Raw genomic sequence first — 21894 nt, forward strand, 5'->3', positions numbered from 1 at the left:
CTCCCCATCAGCAGATCCGCGTGCCGGAGGGAAAGCCATGAAGATCGGTTACTTTTTGTCCAGTGAGGAGTACACGCCAGCCGAGCTGGTGGAGCAGGCACGCGGCGCCGAACGGGCCGGCTTCGAGGCGCTGTGGATCTCCGACCACTACCACCCGTGGGTGGACGCCCAGGGCCAGAGCCCGTTCGTCTGGTCGATGATCGGCGCGCTCAGCCAGGTCTGTTCGCTGCCGGTCACCACGGCGGTGACGTGCCCGACCGTGCGGATCCACCCGGCCGTGATCGCCCAGGCGGCGGCGACGAGCGCGGTGCTGCACGGCGGGCGGTTCGTGCTCGGCGTCGGCACCGGCGAGGCGCTCAATGAGCACATCTTCGGCGACGCCTGGCCGCAGGCCGACGTCCGGCTGGAGATGTTGGAGGAGTCCGTCGAGGTGCTGCGCAAGCTGTGGGAGGGCGGCTTCGTCAACCACCGCGGCACGCACTACACAGTCGAGCACGCCCGCATCTACACGCTGCCCGACACTCCCCCGCCGATCTACGTCTCCGGGTTCGGCCCGAAGGCCATCGACCTGGCCGCCCGCATCGGCGACGGCTACGTGAGCACCATGCCCGACGGCGACATGGTCCGACGCTTCCGCGAGAACGGCGGCGGCGACAAGCCGTGCCAGGGCGGGTTCAAGGCGGCGTACGCGGCCAGCGAGGAGGAGGGCCAGCGGATCGCGTACGAGCGGTGGCCCAACGCTGGGGTCCCCGGTGAGCTGTCCCAGGTGCTGCCCTCACCACGCCACTTCGAGCAGGCCTCGGAGCTTGTCACGCCGGAGATGGTCAAGGACGCGTTCGTCTGCGGCAACAAGGCCGAGGCGCACCTGGAGATGATCGACAAGTACGCCAAGGCCGGCTTCGACGAGGTGTACGTCGCCAACACCGGCCCGCACTACCAGGGCCTGTTCGACCTGTACCAGCGCGAGGTCCTGCCCCGCCTGCGCTGAGTCCCGCACCAGCGAGCCCATGATCGTCGAACGGGTTTCGGCGGTCATGGGCTCGGGTACCTCCGGCCCTCGATGAAACTGTCCACGCACTCGATGACGTTGCGCCGCGCGGCCCGGAGCCTCTTCGGCTGGAAGGCGCTGCGGCCCAACCAACTGGCCGCCATGCGCGCGGTCATGAAGCGACGCGACGCCCTGGTGGTGTTGCCCACCGGCGCCGGCAAGTCGGCGATCTACCAGATCCCGGCCAGCCTGATCCCCGGGCCGACAGTCGTGATCTCCCCGCTGCTGGCCCTGCAACAGGATCAGATCGCGGCCCTCAACGAACGCCAGCGCCCCGAGCTGCGGGCGGTACGGATCAGCTCGAACGAATCGCCAAGCCAGCAGGCCGAGGCGATCGAGGAGATCCGGTCGGGCCGGGCGGAGTTCCTGTTCATCACCCCGGAGCAGCTGAGCAACCCGGACCGGATGGCCGAGGTGAAGTCGCTCAAGCCCGCGCTGGTGGCGATCGACGAGGCGCACTGCATCTCGGCGTGGGGGCACGACTTCCGCCCCGACTACCTGGCGCTCGGGCACCTCATCGAGGGCATCGGCCGGCCGCCTGTCGTCGCGTTGACAGCCACGGCCTCCCCGCCGGTACGCGACGACATCATCGCCCGACTACGGCTGCGCGAGCCGGAGGTCGTGGTGTCCGGGTTGGACCGGACGAACCTGTTCCTGGAGGTGGCGCACTGCCCCACCGAGGACTACCGGTGGCGGCGGCTGATCGCGCTGCTCCAAGACGACGAGCGGCCGGGCATCATTTACGTGCCGACACGGCGCTCGGCCGAGGATCTGGCCTCCCGGTTGACCGACGCGGGTTTCCCGGCGCAGTTCTACCACGGTGGAATGGCGGCCGGCGCGCGTAACGAGCTGCACGAGGCGTTCCTCGCCGACCAGGTGCCGATCATGGTCGCGACCTCGGCGTTCGGCATGGGCATCGACAAGCCGAACATCGCCTGGGTGGTGCACATGGCGCTGCCCGACTCGCCGGACAGCTACTTCCAGGAGATCGGCCGCGCCGGGCGCGACGGGCAGCCGGCCCGGGTGCTGCTGCTCTGGCAGGCCGAGGACGTGGGTCTGCAACGGTTCTTCAGCGGCGGCCTGCCAGACGAGACCGAGCTGCGGGACCTGGCCGCGCTGCTGCGCCGCGAGCCGGCCACCAAGACCGAGCTGCGTGAGACCTCCGGCCTCGGGCCGCGCAAGCTGGGCCAGTACATTTCGCTGCTGGAGCAGGTCGGCGCGGCCGAGCCACGCGCACGCCAGCGCATCGGCGTACCCCGCTACGCCCCCACCCCGACCGACGCCGCCGCGGCGGCGCTTGCCGAGGCGGAGCGGCAGCAGACCGTCACCCGTTCCCGTACCGACATGATGCGCGCCTTCGCCGAGACCACCGCCTGCCGAGGGCAGACCCTGCTTGCCTACTTCGGCGAGCAGATGACGAAGGTCTGTGCGCACTGCGACAACTGCCACAACGGCACAAGCGCTGCCGACCAGGGCGCTGTCGGGCCGTTCGCGGTGCACAGCCAGGTGCGCCACCCCGAATGGGGACCCGGCATGGTGCTCTCCTACGAGGACGACAAGATGACGGTTCTCTTCGACGAGGTCGGGTACAAGACGCTGTCGGTGCGCGTGGTGTCCGAGCAGGGCCTGCTGACGCTGGACTAGCCTGACCGGGCACCGGGCCAACCGATTGACCAGAGCAGAGCAGTGTGGAAGGGGCGTTGCCGTGATCGAGCAACCGGCGTACACCGGTTTCGGTTTCTCCGACGAGGAGTGGGGGCTGCTTGTCGGCCTGCCGCAGTCGGTGCTGACCGCGGCCAGCGCCGCCGAGTCCGACGGCACCCGCCGGACCATGGCGGAGAACGCGGCCGGGCTGGAGACGATCGCCGCCGGCCGGGAGTCGGCCAGCCCGCTTGTCGCCGCCGTGGCCGGCGAGATCGTGACCCGTGTCGGCGACCCGGAGAGCGGCGAGGAGCTGCCGGTCATCGCGCCCGCCGACCCGCGCGCGATGATCGACGACGTCCTGGTGCGCGCCGGTGAGGCGTCCGTGCTGCTGGCCGCCCGGGTCGACGAGGGTGAGGCCGGGGCGTACAAGCACTGGCTGGTGCAGATCGCCGAGCAGGTGGTGGGCGCGGCGTCCAGCGGCGGGCTGCTCGGCCTCGGCGGCGAGGCGGTAAGCGACTCGGAGCGGCGCTTCCGCGACCGGCTCGCGCAGGTGCTCAACGACTGACCGACGCGTCCGGCGACGACGTGCCGGCCGGCACGGCCGGTACGTCGTCGGGCATCGTTGCGGGCTCCGCCGGTCGGATGCCCCGCAACGCCACCAGGGCGGTCACGGCGCCCAGCAGCATCGCCGCCAGGGCGACGACCGCGGCGAGATGCAGGCCGTCGGTGAACGCGAACCGGGCCGCGTGCCGCACCGCCTCGCCCAGCTCCGCCGGCAGCCCTCGGGCCACCGCCAGCGCACCGGCCAACGTCTCCCCGGCCGTGTCCCGGGCGTCCGCCGGCAGCCCGGCCGGCAGGTCGTCGAGGACCTCCCGGCGGTAGATCGCCGCGCCCGCGCTGCCCAGGACCGCCATTCCCAGCGCGCCGCCCAGCTCGCTGCTGGACTCGGTCAGCGCGGAGGCGATGCCGGCCTGCTCGGGCGGCGCCGCGCCCAGAACCAGCTCGGTGACCAGTGACATCACCATCACCAGGCCGCCGGCGTAGACGCTGGCGCCGAGCAGCAGCAGCCACAGCGGTGTCTCCGGGGTGACCTGGGTCAGCACCACGAAGCCGAGCATCGCGATGCCGAAACCGGCCCCGATCAGGTGCGCCCGCTCGACGCGCCGGGCGAGCACGGCGGCGGCCGGGGCGATTCCGCCCACGGCGAGCGACGGCACGAGGCTCCACAGCGCCGCCCGCAGCGGGCTGAGGCCGAGCACCAGTTGCAGGTGCTGGGTGGTGAAGATGGCGAAGCCCACGATGGCGAACATCGCCAGCAGGTTGACCGCGAGCGACCCGGCGAAGCCGGGCCGGCGGAACAGGGCCAGATCGATCATCGGGTACGCGCGGTGCGCTGGCGGTGCACGAAGAGCGCCCCGACGAGCAGCCCGGCGACGATGGACAGTGCCCTTGCCGCTGTGACACCGTCGCGGGCCATCTCCTTGATGCCGTAGACCACCGGCAGCAGCGCGGCGAGCGACAGCAACGCGCTGACCAGGTCGAACCGCCCGGCGCCCGGGTTTCGGGACTCGGGCACCAGGGCCGGGGCGAACGCCAGCAGCAGGAGCATCGCCGGAATGTTGATCAGGAATACGGAGCCCCACCAGAAGTGCTCCAGCAGGACGCCGCTGAGCACCGGGCCGACGGCGATGCCGCCGGTGAGCGTGGCGGTCCAGATGCCGATCGCGGTGCCGCGCTGGCGTGCGTCGTGGAACATGTTGCGCACCAGGGCGAGCGTGGACGGCATCAGGGTGGCCCCGCCCACGCCGAGCACGGCACGGGCGGCGATCAGGGTGGTGGCGCTGTCGGCGTACGCGGCCAGCAGGGACGCGGCGCCAAACGCGGTGGCGCCGATCAGCAGCAGTCGGCGCCGGCCGATCCGGTCGCCGAGGGCGCCCATGGTGATCAGCAGCCCGGCCAGCACGAAGCCGTAGATATCGAAGATCCAGAGCTGCTGGGTGGCGGTGGGGCGCAGTTCCTCGCTGATGAACGGGACGGCGAAGTAGAGCACCGACACGTCCATCGAGACCAGGAGCAACGGCAGCATCAGCACCGTGAACCCGATCCATTCCCTTTGTCCGGCGCGGGGTGCCGGGGTGGTCGTCGTCATGAGAGAACCTTTCTGCGTATGCCGTACGCTGTTATGCGTAGACCATACGCAGAACTAGGATGGCGGGGCAAGGAGGACATGTGACGGCGAAGGACGTTGACAGCGGCCCGGCGATTCCGCCGGCCGTCGAGAGCGCCTGGGGGCTGCGCGAGCGGCCACCCAGAGGCCCCCGGCCGGGGCTGAACGCCCCCGCCATCGTGGAGGCCGCCGTGCGGGTGGCCGACGCCGACGGATTGGCGGCCGTCTCGATGAGCCGGGTGGCCAAGGAACTCGGCGCCGCCACCATGGCCCTCTACCGGCACATCGCCTCGAAGGACGATCTGCTCCTGCTCATGGTCGACCTCGGGTACGGCCCGTCACCCGAGCCGGCCGCGCCCGAGCACGACTGGCGCGCCGGCCTGACCCGCTGGGCCTGGGCCGAACACGCCGTCCTGCGACGGCGTCCCTGGCTGCTGCACGTGCCGATCACCGGCCCACCGATCACGCCGCGACAACTCGGCTGGCTGGAGGCCGGGTTGCGCTGCCTCGACGACACCCCGCTGCCCGAGGGCGAGAAGATGTCGGTGCTCCTGCTGATCACCGGGTACGTCCGCAACGAGGCCACCCTCACCAACCAGATCGCCGAGGGCAGCCGGGCGGCCGGTGTCGAGCCGGACGAGATGATGCCGGCGTACGGCCAGATGGTGGGCCGCCTCATCGACCCGGCCCGCTTCCCCGCGCTGCACCGGGTGCTGCGCAGCGGCGCTCTCGGCCAGTCCGACGATCCGGAGGACGAGTTCGCCTTCGGCCTGGACCGGATCCTCGACGGCATCGAGGCTCTGATCCGCCGGCGGGCGGCATGAGGGGAGCCAGATGCTGCACCGGGACACCGTCGACACCACCGTGCTGCCGCCGAGCGAGCGGTTCGGGATGTGGCTCGACCTGGTCGCGCGCACGGCGGTGCCACTGCGAATCCGGTCCGCGCACAGTGCCGACTTCGCCGCCCGCGCCGATTTCATCGACCTCGGTCCGATCCAACTGATCGGGTTCGAGTACCCGTCACTGGCCGCCACCCGCACCCGCAAGCTGATCCGGCGCTCCGACCCGGATTTTCACATCCTCGCCCTCACCACCGGCGGCGTCGGCACCTCCAGCCAGGACGGTCGCCACAGCGAGACCCGGCCCGGCGAGTTCACCTTCTACGACGCCTCCCGCCCGCACGACGTCTACCACCACGCGTCCGATCAGGACCGGGCGCAGGCCACCTCGGTCATCATGCGGATTCCGCACTCCGTACTGCCGCTGCCGCCACAGCGGATGGCCGCGCTGTACGGCGGCTGGATGTCCGGCACCGAAGGGATCGGGGCACTGCTGGCACAGTTCCTGCACCAGATCAGCGGGCATCCCGAGCAGTACCACGCCGCCGACGCCAACCGGCTCGGCGCGGTGGGGCTGGACCTGGCCACCACAATGCTCGGGCGGCACCTGGTCGCCGAGGACGAAATACCCACCGAAGTACGCCGACGCGCGCTGGTCACCCAGGTGCAGGCGTACGTCCACCGCCACCTCGGCGACCCGGCGCTCACCCCACAGGCCGTGGCGGACGCGCACCACATCTCGCTGCGCTCACTGCACCGGCTGTTCGAGGCTGAGGAGTCCACCGTGGCGTCGTACATCCGGGACCTGCGGCTGGAGCGGTGCCGGCGCGACCTCACCGACCCGGCGCTGCGCACCCAGCCCGTGCAGACCATCGGCGCCCGTTGGGGGTTCCCCGACAAGGCCCACTTCAGCCGGGCGTTCCGGGCCGCCCAAGGGATGAGCCCGCAGGCGTACCGGGAGGGCAACTCCGATCCGGCGCGGATCGTCAATCGCCCGGCATCCACGGACAACCTGCCGCTGGCAGACTGACGACCACAGCGGGCGACCGCCGCCCACCCCAACGGGCTCGCGGCCCCCGCTAACGGGGGGGGCCGTGGCGAGGCGCCCGCCGCCAGTCGGCGGCGGGCGGCCGCCCGGTGTCACCCCAGGCGGCACAAGCCGAAACGCCGGCCCCGTCGCGTTCTCCCCCCGGATCCTCGGCGGGGCCGGTCAGGCCTTCTCCAGCAACTCCAACACGACGCGTTCGGCCTCCTCGCGCGGCGCCTGCGGATCCAGCGACGCCACCACCCCGTCGTGGTAGAGGTCGACCACGCGGGGGTCCACGTAGGAGGTGCGCGCCACAGTCGGGGTGTTGCCCAACAGTTCGGCCACCTCGCGCATCACCGCCACGACGGCCTTTCGCCGGGCGGTCATCGAACGCGCCGGGCCGACCGTGGCCAACTCGGTGGCGGCCAGCACTGTGGCGTGCCAGGTGCGGAAGTCCTTGGCCGTCATCTCCCCGCCGCTGGCGTCGCGCAGGTAGCCGTTGACCTCGTCGCTGCGCACGTCACGCCACGCCCGGCCGTCCCAGTAGCCGAACAGCCGGTCGGCCTTGCGCCGCCGACGGCGCAGATTGGTGAGCACCCGGCACAGCTCCGGATCCTCGATCCGGCGCACCTGCTCGATGCCGCCCTTCGCGGGGAACTCGAAGACCACACAGCCCTTGCGGGAACGGGCGTGCTCGGGCCGCAGGGTGGACACGCCGAAGGTCGGCTCGTCGCCGGCCGCGTACTGGTCGCTGCCGACCCGGAACATCCCCATGTCCAGCAGCCGGGCCACAGTGGCCAGCACCCGGTCCCGGCCCAGCCCTCGACCGTCCAGGTCGCGCCCCACCCGCTCGCGCAGCACCGGCAGCCGGCGGGCCACCTCCAGCATGTGGTCGAACTTCGCCTCGTCCTGCTTCTCCCGCCACTGCGGGTGGTACACGTACTGCTTGCGGCCGGCGGCGTCGACGCCAGTCGCCTGGATGTGCCCGTTCGGGTACGGCGAGATCCAGACGTCCTGCCAGGCCGGCGGGATGACCAGCTCACGCAGCCGGGCCAGGACGTCGGGGTCCTTGACCGGAGCACCCGCCGGATCGACGAAGAGCCAACCCTTGCCCCGCCGGCGACGGCCGTACCCCGGCCGACCCGGATCGCTACGCCGCAACCGCACCGGAGACCCGCACCACCCGTTCCACCTCGTCCACGGCGGCCAACACCTGGTCGAGGTGCACGGCCGCCAACGTCGGATGGCTTCCTACCCCGTCCCACCTGGTCTTATCCTCGTCGCCGGCCCAGAGCACGCGGTGTCGGGGCCGGTCCGGAGGCGGACCCCACCGCGCCGGCGGCACCGGCCCGAAGAGCACCACCGACGGCGTGTCGTAGCCGGTGGCCAGGTGCGCCACGCCGGTGTCCCCGCTGACCACCAGCCGGGCGTCGGCGACGAGCGCGGCGAGCGCGCCGAGGTCGGTGCGGCCGGCCAACACCGAGTCGGGTGGCAGGCCTGCCTCGTCGGCCACCCGGGCGGTAAGCGGCCACTCGTCGGCCGAGCCGGTGAGCAGCACCCGGTGCCCCCGGTCGGTGAGCGCCCGCGCCAGCGCGGCGAACCGCTCGGCGGGCCAGCGCTTGGCGGGGATCTTGCTGCCGGGATGCAGCACTGTGGCCCCGGCGGGCAGTCCGGTCGGCGCGGGTCGGCGCAGCGCGAGGTCGGTGCGGTCGGCCGGGATCCCGTACCAGGACAGCAGCCGGCACCACCGGTCCACCTCGTGCTCGTCGTCGACCCAGCGCGGGCCGTCGGCGAACCCGGCGTCGGCGTTGGCGAAGGCCAGCAGCCGCGCGGGACCGGCGGCGGCCAGCAGCCGGTGTGACTGTGGGCCGCGACCGTGCAGGTTGACCGCGACAAGCGGGGCCGGCCCCGGCCATACCGGCCCGTCCAGCCCGGCGGTGTCCACCAGCCGGTCGACGCCGCCCACCAGGCGGACAAGCGGCGCCAGCGCGGCGGGCGCGGCGAGCGCCACCTCCCGACCGGGGTACGCGGCCCGCAGCGCCCGCAGCGCGGGCGCCGCGGTGACCAGGTCGCCGACGCCGAGGGCGCGCAGCACGAGGATCACGGGTACGACGTCTCCTGCTCGGCGCAGACCACAAGCTCGCGGACCGCGCAGCCGGGCGGCTGGTTGAGCGCGAACATGACCGCCGCCGCCGTGTCCACGGGATCGTTGAGGTTGGCGTCCGGTCCCGGCTTGTACTGCGGGTCGCGCTCGTCGAAGAACGCGGTCCGCATCCCACCGGGAATGAGCAGGGTGACCCCGACCTGGCCGGCCAGTTCGGCGGCGAGGGCCCGAGTGAAGCCGACCACGCCGAACTTCGCCGCGCAGTACGCCGTGGCGTCGCTCACCGCCTTGACGCCAAGGGTGGACGCGACAGTGACGATGCGCCCCCGCGAGGTCTGGAGGAACGGCAGGGCGGCCCGGATCACCGCGGCGGTGGCCAGCAGGTCGACGGCGACGATCCGGTCCCAGGTCTCGCCCGGCACGTCGGCGAGACGGCCCGGCACGTCCATGCCGGCGGCGGTGACCACGGCGTCCAGACCACCGGCCTGCTCGGCGAGGTGCTGGGTGGCCACCTCGGCGGCCCGCGTGTCGGCCAGGTCGCACTCCGTCCAGGACACCCCGTCGACAGGCGGCTGCCGGTCCAGCACCAGCGGGCGGCCACCCGACGCGGCCACCGCGGCGACCACCGCCGCACCGAGCCCGCTGGAGCCGCCGGTGACAAGTACGGTGGGCCCGGCACCAGGGCTCATGGCGGTCATCGGGTCCCCTCCCGCGTCATCGACACCTGCTGCTCTGGTGCGCCGAAGGCGGCGGCGACTCCGGAGCCCTGCCCGCCGGAGCGGGCGATCATGTCGGTGGTGGACCGACCGTCCAGGTAGGGCACCACAACTGTGTTCCCGCCCCAGCGGCGCAGGACCTCCGCCTCGGGAAGCGTGATGGCGTCCCCGCCGCCTGTCGCGTAGTCCCCACCCTTGACCCAGATGTCAGGTCGCAGCCACGACAGCACCGCGTCCGGCGTCGGCTCGTCGAAGATCATCACCGCGTCCACGCAACCAAGCGCGGCCAGCAACCGGGCACGGTCACCCTCGGCCATCACCGGCCGGTCCGGACCCTTGAGCCCGGCGACACTGGCATCGGAGTTCACGCACACGATCAGGCAGTCACCCAACTGCCGAGCGGCCTGCAGCGTGGCCACATGCCCGGCGTGCAGCAGGTCGAAGCAGCCTCCGGTCGCCACCACCGTGCCGCCGGCGGCCCGTACCCCGGCGAGCAGCCCCGCGACCGCCGCGACGCCCACGCGGTCCCCGGCGAACCCGGACAGGCTCGTTCCCGACCGGGGTGCCCGCGAGGCCGGCTCGCCGGCCGGTCGCACCGGCGGCGGCAGGGCCGCGGCCACTCCCCCACCTGCCACGTACGCGGACGCCTCGGCGACCGCCGCCTGCACCGCCTCGGAGACCAGCGCGCCCTCGGCCAGGGCGAGGCTGGCGGCGGCGGCGAACCGGTCGCCGGCCCCGCAGGTGTCCCCCTCGGCGTTGCCCGGGGTCGGCACCACGAGCGGTGTCGACCCGGCGTGACAGAGCAACGCGCCGTCCCCGCCCAGGGTCACCGCCACCGCGCCTGCCCGCCACCGCCGCCGCAGCCCCTGCGCGCCCCGCGAGGCGGTGGCCAGGCGGGACGCCCCGGGCAACGCGGGCACCAGCTCGCGTACCTCCGACTCGTTTGGGGTGGCCAGGTGGACGCCGGGCACGGCGGCCGGACCGCGCGGATGCGGATCCCACACCACAGGCGCGCGGGTGGCGGCCAGCGCGGCGCGCAACGCAGGCTGGCGGGCCACCCCCCGGCCGTAATCGCTGACCAGCACCGCCGATGCCGCACCGATCACCCGCAGCACCTCGTCGGAGGGCTCGCCCGGCTCACCGGACGCACCGCCCCGGTCGTGGCGCAGCAGCACCCGACCCCGAGCCCGCAGCCGGATCTTCTCCGGGGTCGCGCCCCGCAATGCCAGCGGATACACCCGCACCCCGGCGGCGGCGAGCAGCGCGCTGAGCCGCGCGCCGCCGGCGTCGTCCGCGAGCGCGGTAACCAGCACCACGTCGGCGCCCTGCGCCGCGGCGAACACCGCGGCCAGGCCGGCGCCGCCGGGCCTGTCGACAGCCGAGGTCTCGTCGAGCACCGGCACCGGGGAGTCCGGGCAGAGGCGGTTGACCACCCCCTCCACGTCCCGGTCGAGCAGGGTGTCCCCGACCACCACCACGGGTCCCCTCACGCTTTCCTCCTCATCCTCACGCGTCGACCTGCTGCTCCGCACCGCCGTCGAGCACCACCTCGACCCCGGTGCGCACCGGCCTACCGGACGGAAGCCGACCGGCCGGCGCGGGCTCGGCGGGCACGGTAGGCACCGGCCCGGCGGGCTCGACCGACACCGGCCGGGCGGCGGCGGACGCGGCCAGCGCGGCGGGCAGTTCCCGTTCGAGGTACTCGCACAGCAGGTGGCTGGTGACGAGGTGCAGCTCCTGCACGACCTGGGTGTCGACCGACGACACGGCGAGCACCTCGTCGCAGGCGTCGGCGAGCGGGTTGGGGGCGGGCCCGGTGAGCGCCCAGGTGGTGAGGCCGGCCTCGCGGGCGGCGTGCGCGGCGGTGAGCAGGTTGGGGCTGGCGCCGCTCGTGCTGAGCAGCAGCAGGACATCGCCGGGGCGGCCGTGGGCGCGCACCTGGCGCGCATAGGCCTCGTCGTAGCCGTAGTCGTTGGCGATGGCGGTCAGCGCGCTGGTCTCGGCGTGCAGGGCGATGGCCGACAACGGCTGACGGTCGTCGTGCAGCCTGCCGACAAGCTCGGCGGTGAGGTGCTGGGCCTCGGCCGCGCTGCCACCGTTGCCGCCGACAAGCAGCCGGGCGCCGCCGACCAGCCGGTACGCCAGATCCGCGCCCCAGCGCGCCAGCTGCGGCTCACACCGCCGGTAGTGCGGCAGCGCCGCCACGAGGTTGTTCAGGTGGGTGTCGAGCAGGCTGCCCGCCGGCATCAAGCCACCACCCGCGTCGGCCGGCGCACAGTGGCGACCTCGCCGTAGATCTCGGCCAGGCGCTCGGCGGTGGCCGCCCACGAATACCGCGACCGGGCCCGCTCGCCCGCCGCCGTGGCGTACCGGAAGCGCCGGATCCGATCGTCGAGCAGACGCTGGATCGCGGTGGCCAGGGCGTGCGGGTCGCGCGCCGGCACGAGGTCACCAGTCGTCCCGTCGACCACCGTGTCGCGGATGCCGCCCACCGCGGTGCCGACGACAGGCACGCCGCAGGCCATCGCCTCCAGCGGGGTCAACCCGAACGGCTCGTACCAGGGTGCGGCGACAAGCAGGTCCGCCGAGCGGTACCAGCGGCCCATCTCCTCCCGGGGCACCGCGCCGACCAGGTGCACCCGGTCGGCGACCCCGCACGACTCGGCGAGCGCCCGCAGCCGCCGGGCGTACGGGTCGGTCTCCAACAGCCCCTCGGGCGGCCCGCCGACCACCACGCACTCGGCGTCGGGGACAAGCGCCATGGCGCGTACCACGGTCTGGAAGCCCTTGCGTTCGACGAGCCGGCCCACGGTCAGGATCCGGGCCCGACCGGGCTCGCGGTCGGCGACAGGCCCGAGCGGGGTGAAGGAGGCGAGGTTGACCCCGGAGGGGACGACTGTCATCCGCGATCGGGGCACCCCCATCCGCACCAACTCCCCTACCTCGTCGCGGCACTGCGCGACGACCCGGTCCACCGATCGGCCCAACTCCCGCTCGTAGGAGATGCGCCGGGCCGGGCTGGTGTCCTGTACGCCCTGGTAGCGGCGCTTGACGGTGCCCAGCGCGTGGTACGTCTGCACGACCGGCACCCCGGTCTGCCGGCCGGCCGTCAGCGCTGCCAGGCCGCTCATCCAGAAGTGCGCGTGGATCACCTCGGGCACCCAGTCCCCACCCCGCCAGCGCTCGACCAGCCACCTGCTGAACTCCCGCATGTGCGGCAGCAGCGCGTCCTTGGCGACCGGCTCGGCCGGGCCGGCCGGCACGTGCACCACGTGGTACCCGTCGGGGGTGCGCACCGTCACCGGCAGGTCGGGGGCGTCCCGGCGGGTGTAGACCCGCACGTCGTGCCCGGCGGCGACGAGCGCGGCGGACAGTTCCGCGACGTGGGTGTTCTGGCCGCCGGCGTCCTCGCCTCCGAGGATGGCGAGCGGGCTGGCGTGCTCCGAGATCATCGCGATCCGCATACTTCCTCCTCCAGCAGCCGGTCCCAGTCAGCGAGGAAACGGTCGAGGCCGTACCTGTCGCGCGCGGCGGTCCGCGCCGCCGCGCCGGCCTGACGTGCGGCGGCCGGTTCGGCGATGAACCGGCTGGCGGCGTCGAGCAGGGTGTCCATCCGGGTGGCGAGGGCCCCCGCCTCGGGGGGCACCGCGGTCACCGCCTCGGTGGTGGCGAGCGCGACGACGGGCATGCCGATCGCCATCGCCTCGATAAGGCTGAGCCCGAGCGAGGTCCAGCGGCACAGGTGCAGGTACGCGCGCCGCCGGGCCAGCTCGGCGTGCATCCGGTCCTGGGGTACGTCATCGTGGCTGGTGAGCCGGTCGGCGGGCAGCCCGAGGTGGTCGGCGAGGCCGGCGACGCCCATGCCGTACACGTCCAGGGGCGCGATCTCGGCGAAGCGGGGAAGCAGGTCGGTGCCGGTGACCCGTCCCCGTCGTACCGGCTCGTTGATCACCACGGCGAGCCGGTCCAGCTCCCCGGTGTACGACACGGCGGGTGCGACGATGCCGTGGTCGACGACTGTGGTGCGGGCGCCGCCCGTGTCCCAGAAGATCTGGTTGAACCCGGTGACGTGGGCGACGAGCAGGTCGCTCCGGTCGGCCATCGGGTGGCGGGTGTTGGGCACGTCGCCCTTGGGGGTGTTGTGCTCCACGTAGATGGCGGGGATGTCGCGGCCGGGCCGGCGGCCGAGCCACTGTTCGGCCAGGTCGACCTCTTCGGGGCGTTGCAGGATGACCAGGTCGACGTCGCTGCCCGGCAGGTCGTCGGGGGCCACCTCGACGGCGCTGTCCGGCCAGGGATAGGTGCGTGCCCGGCCGAGCCCGTACGGGCCACGGTCGGGTGTGGTGGGGATCAGGTAGCGGTGTTTGCCGTGCACGAACGACGTGGTCCAGGAGCCGTGCACGTGCCAGAGCAGGATGTTCATCGGTCGCCACCACCGCTGAGCATGCGCACCGCGTCGACGACCTCGGCCGGGTCGACGCCGCTGAGGCACGGATGCCCCGGGACCGGGCAGGTGGCCGCCCGGGTGTCGCGGCACGGCGCACCGGCGTCGCCGAGCCGGACGGTGGGCACCCGGTAGGGCCCCCACTGCCCGAAGGGGACTGTCGGCGCGAAGAGGCTCACGACGGGCACTCCGGCCGCCGCCGCCAGGTGCGCGGGGCCGGTGTTGCCGACCACCACCGCAGCGGCGTCGACCACTATCGCGGCCAGTCCGGCGAGGTCGGTTCGGCCGCCCAGGTCGGTGCCGCCTGCCGCCGCCACGGTCGCGGTGACCGCGCGCTCGTCGGGTCCTCCGGTGACGAGCACCCGGTGCCCGGCGGCGGTGAGCGCTCCGGCGATCCGCGCCGCCAGCTCGGTCGGGCAGGCCCGGCTCGACGCGGCGGACCCGGGATGCAGCACCACGTAGCCGGGCTCGCCGACGTCGACCGGGCGGGGTGGCACGGTGTCGGAGCGCAGCCGGAGCACTGGTTCGTCGCCGGCGGGCAACAGGTGTCCGGCGGCGGCGGCGAGGGAGAGCGCCCGTTCGGGTTCGGGTACGCCGACCGGCACCCGGTGCCGGATGTCCACCAGGGATCCGGGGTAGTCGTCGCTTATCGCGGCGATCCGGGAGATCCCGGCCATCCGCAGCAGCAGCGCCAGCGGCAGGGCGGACTGGTGGAACGACGTGAACACGACCGCCTCGTCCGCGCCGACGGCGGCGAGGCGGGCGGTAAGGGTCCGCATGGCCTCCGGGTCGACAGGCCCCGGCGCGGGGTCGATCCACGGCAACGGATGCTCGATGATCTCGTCGACGCCCGGCAGCAGGTCGGCCGCGGCCCGCCCGCGTGGCCCGCACAGCAGCACCACCCGCAGGGCGCCGGCCGCGACGGCGCGGATCGCCGGCCCGGTGACCAGCACGTCCCCGGCCGAGTCCGAGCGCACCACAAGAGCAGTCCCCACCGGCTCACTTACCTGCGCGGGGCGCGCCGCCTCCTGGCGGCGCAGGATCTCCCGTACCGCCGAGGGCAGGTCGCTTGCCACCCAGCCGGCGGCGGCGACCTCCTCCGGTCGGGTCACCGGCGTGGGCACCAGCACACCGGCGGCGCCGGCCGCCAGCGCTGCGGCCACGTCGCGGCCGATGTCGCCCACCACCACGCACCGCGCCGCGCTCGTGCCCAACTCCCGGGCGGCGGCGTACACGAGCCCGGGCGCCGGTTTGCGGCAGTCGCACCCGTCGGCGTCGTCGTGCGGGCAGACCAACCACGCGTCGAAGCGGCCCAGCAGCTCCTCGACGCGGGCGTGCACGGCCCGCATCTGGTCCTCGTCGAAGAAGCCCCTTGCCAGGCCCGACTGGTTGGTCACCACGGCCAGTCGCAGCCCGGCGGCCCGCAACTCGTCAAGCGCCGCACGCGCTCCCTCGACCGGCCGCACCTTCTCCGGGTCGCCGTTGTACGGCACGTCCTCGATCAGCGTGCCGTCGCGGTCCAGCAGCACCGCGTCGTACAGGACACCTCGGAAAGACCCGACAGACCCGGAAACGGCCCGGTCAGCACCGGCATAAACCCGGGCTGACCTGCGCTGATACGGATCCTCCTGGTCCTGTCGCACAGCCGGCGGGTTCCCTGCGCCCCGAGGAGTAAACGTCGTCGTCGGCGCGGTGGGCCAACGCCGTCGGCGGTGCCCCGCGTCGGCCTTACCCGCAGCCGTTGAGAAGCTAACCCGACGCCCTGTTAGCCCTCGCCACGGCGCGGGTATGGGAGCCCAGTGGCGATAGTGGAGAAAGTGATCGCGGCCTCCCCGCAGCAGGTGTTCGACGTGCTGGCCGACGGGTGGACGTACAGCGACTGGGTGGTCGGGACGGCGCACGTCCGCGACGTGGACGACGCCTGGCCACGGGTGGGCAGTCAACTGCACCACCGGGCCGGGCCATGGCCGTTCTCGCTGCAGGACGCCTCGACGGTGCTGGCCTGCGAGCCACCGCACCGCCTCGTCCTGCGGGCCGGGCTCTGGCCAGCCGGCGAGGCGATCGTGGCGTTCACCCTGGAACCGGTCGACGGTGGCGCCGCCACCCGCGTTCGCATCGGGGAGGATTTCGCCGCCGGCCCGCTGCGCTGGATCCGCACCAAGGTCAACGACCTGGTGCTGCACCTGCGCAACCGGGAGACGCTCAACCGGCTCTCCGACATCGCCACCCGGCAGAAGGGGCAGCGGTGACGCGGACCGTGGTAGCAGGCCCCGCGGCCAGCCCTGCGACCTCCGGACGGGGAGCCTTTTCAATCCCGGTCGGGCAACTGGCTACCCTCTGAGGTAGCCGTGTCCGCAAACCGAGGATGTCCGACATGATCGAGCCCGTCCAGCTGCCGTCGCCGTGGCGAGACGCACACCTGACCGTCGTGGTGCCCACCTACAACGAGGCGGGCAACCTCCCGGCGCTGGTCGAGCGGCTGCTCGCACTGCCGCTGCCGGGCCTGCGCATCCTCGTCGCCGACGACAACTCCCCCGACGGCACCGGCGACGTGGCCGACAAGCTGGCCATCGAGCACCCGGAGCGGATCGAGGTGATGCACCGGGCCGGCAAGGAGGGCCTGGGCCGGGCGTACGTGGACGGGATGACCCGGGCACTGGAGAGCGGCGCCGAGTACGTGGCGCAGATGGACGCGGACCTGTCGCACCCGCCGGAGGCGCTGCCGGGAATGCTCGGCGCGCTGCTGTCCACCCAGTCGGGCGTGGTGATCGGCTCCCGGTACGTGCCCGGTGGCGAGCTGGATGAGAACTGGCCGCTGTACCGCCGGGCGCTCAGCGGTTGGGCCAACCTCTACGTGCACACGCTGCTGCGTGTGCGGATCCGGGACCTGACCGCCGGCTTCAAGATCTGGCGTGCCGACGCGTTGAAGGACATCGGCCTGCACCGGGTGCAGTCCAACGGCTACAGCTTCCAGGTGGAGATGCACTACCTGGCCACCAAGCTCGGGCACACCATCCTGGAGGTGCCGATCCGCTTCGAGGAGCGGCGCGACGGCGTCTCGAAGATGACCACCGCCACCAAGGTCGAGAGCGCGCTGATGCCGTTCAAGCTGCGCAGCAAGCACCGCAACATCACCGGCTGACCGACGCCCGTTCGGCCCGTCCCGCAAGGCGGGCCGGTCGGGTCAGTCGGGGTAGACGGCGCGGTGGGCAGTGGCGATGGCGGCGGCGTACGCCCGCCCGGTAAGGGCACGGTCGCGCGCCAGAGCCGCGCAGGCGGCGTTGGCGCCCGGCGCGCCGTGCACACCGCCGCCGGGGTGCGCCGACGCGCTGGCCAGGAAGAGCCTGTCCACCGGGGTGTCCGCGCGGCCCAGGCCGGGGATCGGGCGCAGGAACAGCTGCTGGTACGCGGCGGCGGTGCCGCCGCCGAGCGCGCCGCCGACAAGGCTCGGGTTGCCCTTCTCCAGGTCGGCGGGGCCGGCCACGTGCCGGCCGACGACGAGCTTCCGGAAGCCCGGGGCCGCCGCCTCCAGGACGTCCTCCATCCGCTGCACGTGCCCGGCGATGTCCTCGGCCCGCCAGTCCCTGCGGAACGGCAGGTGGGTGTACGCCCAGAGCGACTCGGTGCCCGGCGGGGAGTGGCTGGGGTCGGCCACGGACATCTGCCCGACCAGCAGGAACGGGTCCCGGGGCAGTTCGCCACGGGCCAGCTCCCCGGCGTAGGAGGTCAACCCGTCGAGGTCCGCGCCGAGGTGCACGGTGCCCGCGCCGGCAATCTGCCGGTTGGTCCAGGGCACCGGGGCGGAGAGCGCCCAGTCCACCTTCAGCGTCGACCCGTCCCACCGGAAGTGCGCCAGGTCCTCCACAAGCCGCGACGGCAGCACGGCCGCCCCGACGAGGTCGAGGTAGAGCGCCGGTGCCGGCACGTCGGCGAGGACGGCCCGACGGGCCCGCCACAGCGTGCCGCCGTCGGTGCGTACGCCCATGGCCCGGCCTCGGGCGGTGAGCACCCGGTCGACGCGGGCGCCGTAGAGGATGCGGCCGCCGCGCTGCTGTAGCCGGGCCACAAGCGCATTGGTGATCTGCCGCGCGCCGCCGTCGGGCACCGGCCAGCCGACCTGCTGGCCGAGCATGGCCAGCAGCCAGCCGTACACGCCGGAACCGGCCTCCTCGGGGGACAGGTCGGTGTGCAGGGCGCAGCCGGCGAGCAGCGCCGGCCCGCCGGGGCCGTCGAAGAGTTCGTCGCCGAGCTTGCGGACCGGCACCACCAGGCGCCGGGCCAGCCGCAGGGCGCCCGCGATCCGCAGTTGGCGCAGCAGGCCGAGCCCGCCTCGCACGGGCGGGAACGGCGTGGTGATGGCGGTCAGCATCGGCTCGGCCACGTCGAGCCAGTCGGTGTACGCGGTGAGCCAGCGCTTACCGTCGCCGGGGGCGAACTGCTCCAGCGAGGCGGCTGTGACGTCCGGATCACGGTTGATCACGGCGGCCCGGCCGTCGGGCAGCAGGTGCGCCAGCACGTCCGGGGCGTGCCGCCAGCGCAGCCCGTGCCGGTCCAGGTCGAGCCCACGCAGAACGGGCGAGGCATACCCGAGGGGGTAGAACGAGCTGTAGAGGTCGCTGAGGTAGCCGGGCGCGGTCACCTCGGCGGACTGGACCGCGCCGCCGGGGACCGCTGTCGCCTCCAGCACCACCACGTCCCAGCCGGCGTCGGCGAGCAGGTTTGCCGCGACGAGGCCGTTGTGCCCGGCTCCGACGACGACGGCGTCCGCGTGCTGCGCGCCGGTGGTTGTCATCGGATCCGCCTACCCGGCGCGCAACCGGGCGAAACGCGTTTGCCGGGCCGGGGCCGGGGCATGCAGCGCCGCATGTACACGGTTGCGCAGTTGGTGGGCGGGGTGTGGGGCGCGGGCGGTGCGGGCGGCGAGTTCGTCGTCCACGATCCGGCGGACGGCTCGCCGGTCAGCTCGGTGCCGGTGGCCACTGCCGACGAGGTGGGTAAGGCGGCGCAGGCGGCGCGGGAGACGGCCGCCGAGTGGGCGGCGACCGCTCCGGCCGCGCGGGCGGCGGCCCTGCACCGGGCGGCGGACGCGGTGGCGGCGGCCATCGACGAGCTGGCGGCGGCGGTGACCGCGGAGATGGGCAAACCCCTCGCGGACGCCCGGGGCGGGGTCGAGGCGGGCATCGCCACCTTGCGACAGTACGCGGAGCTGGCCCCGCTGCGCGGCGGGCGAACCCTCAACGGCGCGGGGGACGCGGTGGACTTCATGACCCCGCAGCCGCGGGGTGTGGTGGCCGCGATGACTCCCTGGAACGACCCGGTGGCGGTGTCCTGCGGGCTGCTCGGCGCGGCAGTGGTCACCGGCAACGTGGTGCTCTACAAACCCAGTGAGCGGACGCCCGCGACCGGTTGGCTGCTGGCCCGCGCCCTGGACGAGGCGCTGCCGGCGGGTGTGCTGTCGCTGCTCACCGGCGGCCCGGAGGTCGGCGCGGCACTTGCCGCCCAGGACGTGGACGTGGTCGCGCACGTCGGCTCCACAGCCACCGGGCGCTCGATCGCCGCCGCGGCGGCCCGCACCGGCGCGAAGGTGCTGCTGGAGAACGGCGGCAGCGACCCGTTGATCGTCGACGCGGGCGTCGACCCGCGGTGGGCGGCCGGACAGGCGGCGCTCGGTGCGTTCGCCAACGCCGGGCAGATCTGCGTGGCGGTGGAGCGGATCTACGTACACCGGGACGTGGCCGACGAGTTCGTGACGGCGCTCGTGAGCCGGGCCGAGGCGCTGCGGGTCGGGCCGGGCCGGGACCCGGGCACCGACCTGGGGCCGCTTGTCGACCGGCGGCACCGCGACCACGTGCACGGTCAGGTGGCGGCGGCCGTGGCGGACGGCGCACGGGTGCTTGTCGGCGGCGAGGTGCCGGACGGGCCGGGCGCGTTCTATCCGGCGACAGTGGTCACCGACTGCCGGCACGACATGCCGCTGGTGCGGGAGGAGACCTTCGGGCCGGTCGCCCCGGTGGTTGTCGTCGACTCGTTCGACGAGGCGCTGCGGTGCGCCGCGGACTCCCCGTACGGGCTGGCCGCCACCGTGTTGACCGGGTCGATGAGTCACGCACAGCGTGCGTGGCGGGAGCTGCCGGTGGGCACCGTCAAGGTCAACGCGGTGTTCGGGGGCGCACCGGGCGGTGCCGCGCATCCGCGCCGAGCCAGTGGGCAGGGCTTCGGGTACGGCCCGGAGCTGCTTGACGAGTTCACCGCCACGAAGGCGGTACACATCGAGGCGCCCGGCGGTGGGCACTGGTGAGCGGATGCGGGCGGACGCCGCGGCGTCCGCCCGTACCACTGATGGTTCTGCCAGGTCAGTCGCCGCGAGCCTTGCGGGTGGCGCGGTCGTTGGCCTTCTCGATGGCCGTGACCAGTTCCGGTTTGGTCATGCTGGACCGGCCGGGTACGTCGAGCTTGCGGGCGACCGACATCAGGTGGTCCTTTGTGGCGTTGGCGTCCACCCCACCGGCGGTCGATGCCCGCCGCTCCGGTCCGCCGCCGGCGGCCTGCTCGTCGCTCGGGCCCTTGCGGCCCTTGGGCTCCCAGTGGTCGCCCACCTTCTCGAACTGGTGCTTCACCGCGGCGAAGGCGGTGCGGTGCGACCGCTCCCCCTCGCCGTAGGTCTCCACCGCCGAGTCGTGCGTCTTCTCCCAGGTGCGTTGCGCCTTATCCGGGGAGCGTCGCAGCGTGCTGGGCATGTCCTCGCGCCCGGGCATCTCGTCCTCCTCCGCGTCGACAGGGTCACTGTGACCGTTCCCCGCTGGCCGGGCGGCAAACCGTAGACGCCGACGGTGCGGCGCGTGCGGGTTTGTCGATTTCCCGCCGTGGGTACCGGCCGGGCCAGGCTCGACCCGATGATCGGTCATCCGGCGGCCGGGGGCACAGGGAGCGGGCATGACGACAACGGAGCCCGGTACGGCGATCGGCGGCGGCCGGGTGCCCCGGCGGGTACGGCAGCTGAGCTGGCGGACCTGGCGAGGGGTGCTGGTCCGCAGCGTGCGCAACTTCGTCACCGACAACTGCTCGGACTGGGCCGCCGCGCTCACCTACTACGGAGTGCTGGCGCTCTTTCCGTCCGCCATCGTGGTGGTGGCCCTGGTCGGCCTGGTGTCCAGCGGCGAGCAGACCGTCGACACGGTGGTCGACCTGGCACAGCAGGTGGGTGCCGGGTCGGTGGTGGCCGACGACGGTGTGGTCGGGGTGATCCGGGCCGTGGTGGTGAAGCAGAGCAACGCCAAGGTGCTGTTGAGCTTCGGTCTGCTGGGCGCGCTCTGGTCGGCGTCGGGTTTCATCGGCGCGTTCACCCGCGCCTCGAACGCGATCTACGGGGTGACCGAGGGCCGGCCGGTCTGGCGGCTGCGGCCGTTGCAGATCGGGCTGGCCGCGATCACGCTTGTGCTGCTCGCGGTGGTCGCGCTCGGGCTGATCGTCAGCGGTCCGGTCACCGACGCGGTCGGCGACCTGGTCAACGCCGGTGGCCTGGCCCGCACGGTGTGGAGCGTGGCAAAGTGGCCCGTGCTCGCCATGATCATGATGGCGTTGCTGTCCCTGCTGTTCTGGATCGCCCCGAACGTGCGCCAGCCCCGGTTCCGCTGGCTCACCCCCGGCGGGGCAGTCGCCCTGCTCTCCTGGGCGGCGGTGTCCGTCGGCTTCGGCCTCTACGTGGCCAACTTCGGCTCGTACGACACGACATACGGCAGCCTCGGCGCGGCAATCGCGTTCCTGGTGTGGCTCTACCTGTCCAACTCGGCCCTGATGCTGGGCGTGCAGATCAACGCCGAGGTGCAGCGGGGCCGGCAGTTGCAGGCGGGCGACCCCGATCCGGAGGAGCCGGTGCTGCCGCCGCGACGGCCGGCCGACTCCTGA

Annotated in this window: 21 protein-coding genes; 9 read left to right on the top strand and 12 right to left on the bottom strand. The window is 73.4% G+C overall.

Annotation, left to right across the window (positions count from 1 at the left end; all coding sequences use genetic code 11):
• The first annotated feature begins 37 nt into the window (after positions 1-37).
• The 3 genes from ACFY2Q_RS23360 to ACFY2Q_RS23370 all read left to right on the top strand — a co-directional run bounded on the left by ACFY2Q_RS23360 (position 38) and on the right by ACFY2Q_RS23370 (position 3257).
• Positions 38-988, top strand: a complete 951-nt coding sequence (locus ACFY2Q_RS23360; RefSeq protein ID WP_387133549.1) for a TIGR03557 family F420-dependent LLM class oxidoreductase — start codon at positions 38-40, stop codon at positions 986-988.
• 72 nt (positions 989-1060) lie between these two features.
• Positions 1061-2692, top strand: a complete 1632-nt coding sequence (locus tag ACFY2Q_RS23365) for a RecQ family ATP-dependent DNA helicase (protein WP_387133551.1) — start codon at positions 1061-1063, stop codon at positions 2690-2692.
• Between the two features lie 61 nt (positions 2693-2753).
• Positions 2754-3257, top strand: coding sequence for a hypothetical protein (locus tag ACFY2Q_RS23370; RefSeq protein ID WP_387133553.1), 504 nt, complete (start codon positions 2754-2756; stop codon positions 3255-3257).
• Here ACFY2Q_RS23370 and ACFY2Q_RS23375 read toward each other — a convergent pair.
• Together ACFY2Q_RS23375 and ACFY2Q_RS23380 are read right to left on the bottom strand one after the other, a co-directional pair.
• Positions 3247-4068 (bottom strand): MFS transporter, encoded by an 822-nt coding sequence (locus ACFY2Q_RS23375; RefSeq protein ID WP_387133555.1) that lies wholly within the window; start codon positions 4066-4068, stop codon positions 3247-3249. The genes ACFY2Q_RS23370 and ACFY2Q_RS23375 overlap by 11 nt on opposite strands.
• Positions 4065-4841: an MFS transporter gene (locus ACFY2Q_RS23380; protein WP_387133556.1), complete on the bottom strand. Its 777-nt coding sequence runs from the start codon at positions 4839-4841 to the stop codon at positions 4065-4067. The genes ACFY2Q_RS23375 and ACFY2Q_RS23380 overlap by 4 nt, the downstream gene beginning before the upstream one ends.
• A gap of 80 nt (positions 4842-4921) precedes the next feature.
• On the opposite strand from ACFY2Q_RS23380, the gene ACFY2Q_RS23385 reads away from it, so the two are divergent.
• The gene (locus tag ACFY2Q_RS23385) at positions 4922-5683 is read left to right on the top strand and encodes a TetR/AcrR family transcriptional regulator (RefSeq protein ID WP_387133557.1); all 762 of its coding nucleotides are present in this window, start codon (positions 4922-4924) and stop codon (positions 5681-5683) included.
• A gap of 10 nt (positions 5684-5693) precedes the next feature.
• Entirely contained in the window at positions 5694-6728 is a 1035-nt protein-coding gene (locus ACFY2Q_RS23390) for a helix-turn-helix domain-containing protein (protein WP_387133559.1), read from the top strand.
• 180 nt (positions 6729-6908) lie between these two features.
• Here the strand turns inward: ACFY2Q_RS23390 and ACFY2Q_RS23395 are convergent, their stop codons facing one another.
• Genes ACFY2Q_RS23395 through ACFY2Q_RS23430 form a run of 8 tightly spaced genes read right to left on the bottom strand, consistent with a single transcriptional unit; the run spans position 6909 to position 15632 of the window.
• A complete protein-coding gene (locus tag ACFY2Q_RS23395; RefSeq protein WP_387133561.1) occupies positions 6909-7892 on the bottom strand; it encodes a DNA topoisomerase IB in 984 nt (327 codons plus the stop codon).
• Positions 7876-8829, bottom strand: a complete 954-nt coding sequence (locus ACFY2Q_RS23400; RefSeq protein WP_387133563.1) for a glycosyltransferase family 9 protein — start codon at positions 8827-8829, stop codon at positions 7876-7878. Before ACFY2Q_RS23400 ends, ACFY2Q_RS23395 begins: the two co-directional genes overlap by 17 nt.
• Complete coding sequence (locus ACFY2Q_RS23405) at positions 8826-9527, bottom strand: SDR family oxidoreductase (protein ID WP_387133565.1); 702 nt, start codon at positions 9525-9527, stop codon at positions 8826-8828. The genes ACFY2Q_RS23400 and ACFY2Q_RS23405 overlap by 4 nt, the downstream gene beginning before the upstream one ends.
• Complete coding sequence (locus tag ACFY2Q_RS23410; RefSeq protein ID WP_387133566.1) at positions 9524-11035, bottom strand: PfkB family carbohydrate kinase; 1512 nt, start codon at positions 11033-11035, stop codon at positions 9524-9526. Before ACFY2Q_RS23410 ends, ACFY2Q_RS23405 begins: the two co-directional genes overlap by 4 nt.
• A gap of 16 nt (positions 11036-11051) precedes the next feature.
• Positions 11052-11795, bottom strand: a complete 744-nt coding sequence (locus ACFY2Q_RS23415) for an SIS domain-containing protein (protein WP_387133568.1) — start codon at positions 11793-11795, stop codon at positions 11052-11054.
• The gene (locus tag ACFY2Q_RS23420) at positions 11792-13009 is read right to left on the bottom strand and encodes a glycosyltransferase (RefSeq protein ID WP_387133570.1); all 1218 of its coding nucleotides are present in this window, start codon (positions 13007-13009) and stop codon (positions 11792-11794) included. The genes ACFY2Q_RS23415 and ACFY2Q_RS23420 overlap by 4 nt, the downstream gene beginning before the upstream one ends.
• A complete protein-coding gene (locus tag ACFY2Q_RS23425; protein ID WP_387133572.1) occupies positions 12994-13968 on the bottom strand; it encodes a glycosyltransferase in 975 nt (324 codons plus the stop codon). The genes ACFY2Q_RS23420 and ACFY2Q_RS23425 overlap by 16 nt, the downstream gene beginning before the upstream one ends.
• The gene (locus tag ACFY2Q_RS23430) at positions 13965-15632 is read right to left on the bottom strand and encodes an HAD-IIIA family hydrolase (RefSeq protein WP_387133574.1); all 1668 of its coding nucleotides are present in this window, start codon (positions 15630-15632) and stop codon (positions 13965-13967) included. Before ACFY2Q_RS23430 ends, ACFY2Q_RS23425 begins: the two co-directional genes overlap by 4 nt.
• 156 nt (positions 15633-15788) lie before the next feature.
• On the opposite strand from ACFY2Q_RS23430, the gene ACFY2Q_RS23435 reads away from it, so the two are divergent.
• Both ACFY2Q_RS23435 and ACFY2Q_RS23440 read left to right on the top strand, forming a co-directional pair.
• The gene (locus tag ACFY2Q_RS23435) at positions 15789-16238 is read left to right on the top strand and encodes an SRPBCC domain-containing protein (RefSeq protein WP_387133576.1); all 450 of its coding nucleotides are present in this window, start codon (positions 15789-15791) and stop codon (positions 16236-16238) included.
• A 125-nt stretch (positions 16239-16363) separates the two neighbouring features.
• Positions 16364-17131 (top strand): polyprenol monophosphomannose synthase, encoded by a 768-nt coding sequence (locus ACFY2Q_RS23440; RefSeq protein ID WP_387133577.1) that lies wholly within the window; start codon positions 16364-16366, stop codon positions 17129-17131.
• 42 nt (positions 17132-17173) lie between these two features.
• On the opposite strand, the gene ACFY2Q_RS23445 is transcribed toward ACFY2Q_RS23440, so the two are convergent.
• Positions 17174-18781, bottom strand: coding sequence for a phytoene desaturase family protein (locus tag ACFY2Q_RS23445; RefSeq protein ID WP_387133578.1), 1608 nt, complete (start codon positions 18779-18781; stop codon positions 17174-17176).
• A 72-nt stretch (positions 18782-18853) separates the two neighbouring features.
• Between ACFY2Q_RS23445 and ACFY2Q_RS23450 the strand changes: the two genes are divergently transcribed.
• Entirely contained in the window at positions 18854-20287 is a 1434-nt protein-coding gene (locus ACFY2Q_RS23450; RefSeq protein WP_387133580.1) for an aldehyde dehydrogenase family protein, read from the top strand.
• A 55-nt stretch (positions 20288-20342) separates the two neighbouring features.
• On the opposite strand, the gene ACFY2Q_RS23455 is transcribed toward ACFY2Q_RS23450, so the two are convergent.
• Positions 20343-20744, bottom strand: coding sequence for a ChaB family protein (locus ACFY2Q_RS23455; RefSeq protein ID WP_387133582.1), 402 nt, complete (start codon positions 20742-20744; stop codon positions 20343-20345).
• A gap of 178 nt (positions 20745-20922) precedes the next feature.
• Here ACFY2Q_RS23455 and ACFY2Q_RS23460 point away from each other — a divergent pair, with 178 nt between their 5' ends.
• Complete coding sequence (locus tag ACFY2Q_RS23460; protein ID WP_387133583.1) at positions 20923-21894, top strand: YihY/virulence factor BrkB family protein; 972 nt, start codon at positions 20923-20925, stop codon at positions 21892-21894.

The sequence above is a fragment of the Micromonospora sp. NPDC000316 genome, from assembly GCF_042898885.1.
In the GTDB taxonomy this organism is placed as follows: Bacteria; Actinomycetota; Actinomycetes; order Mycobacteriales; family Micromonosporaceae; genus Micromonospora.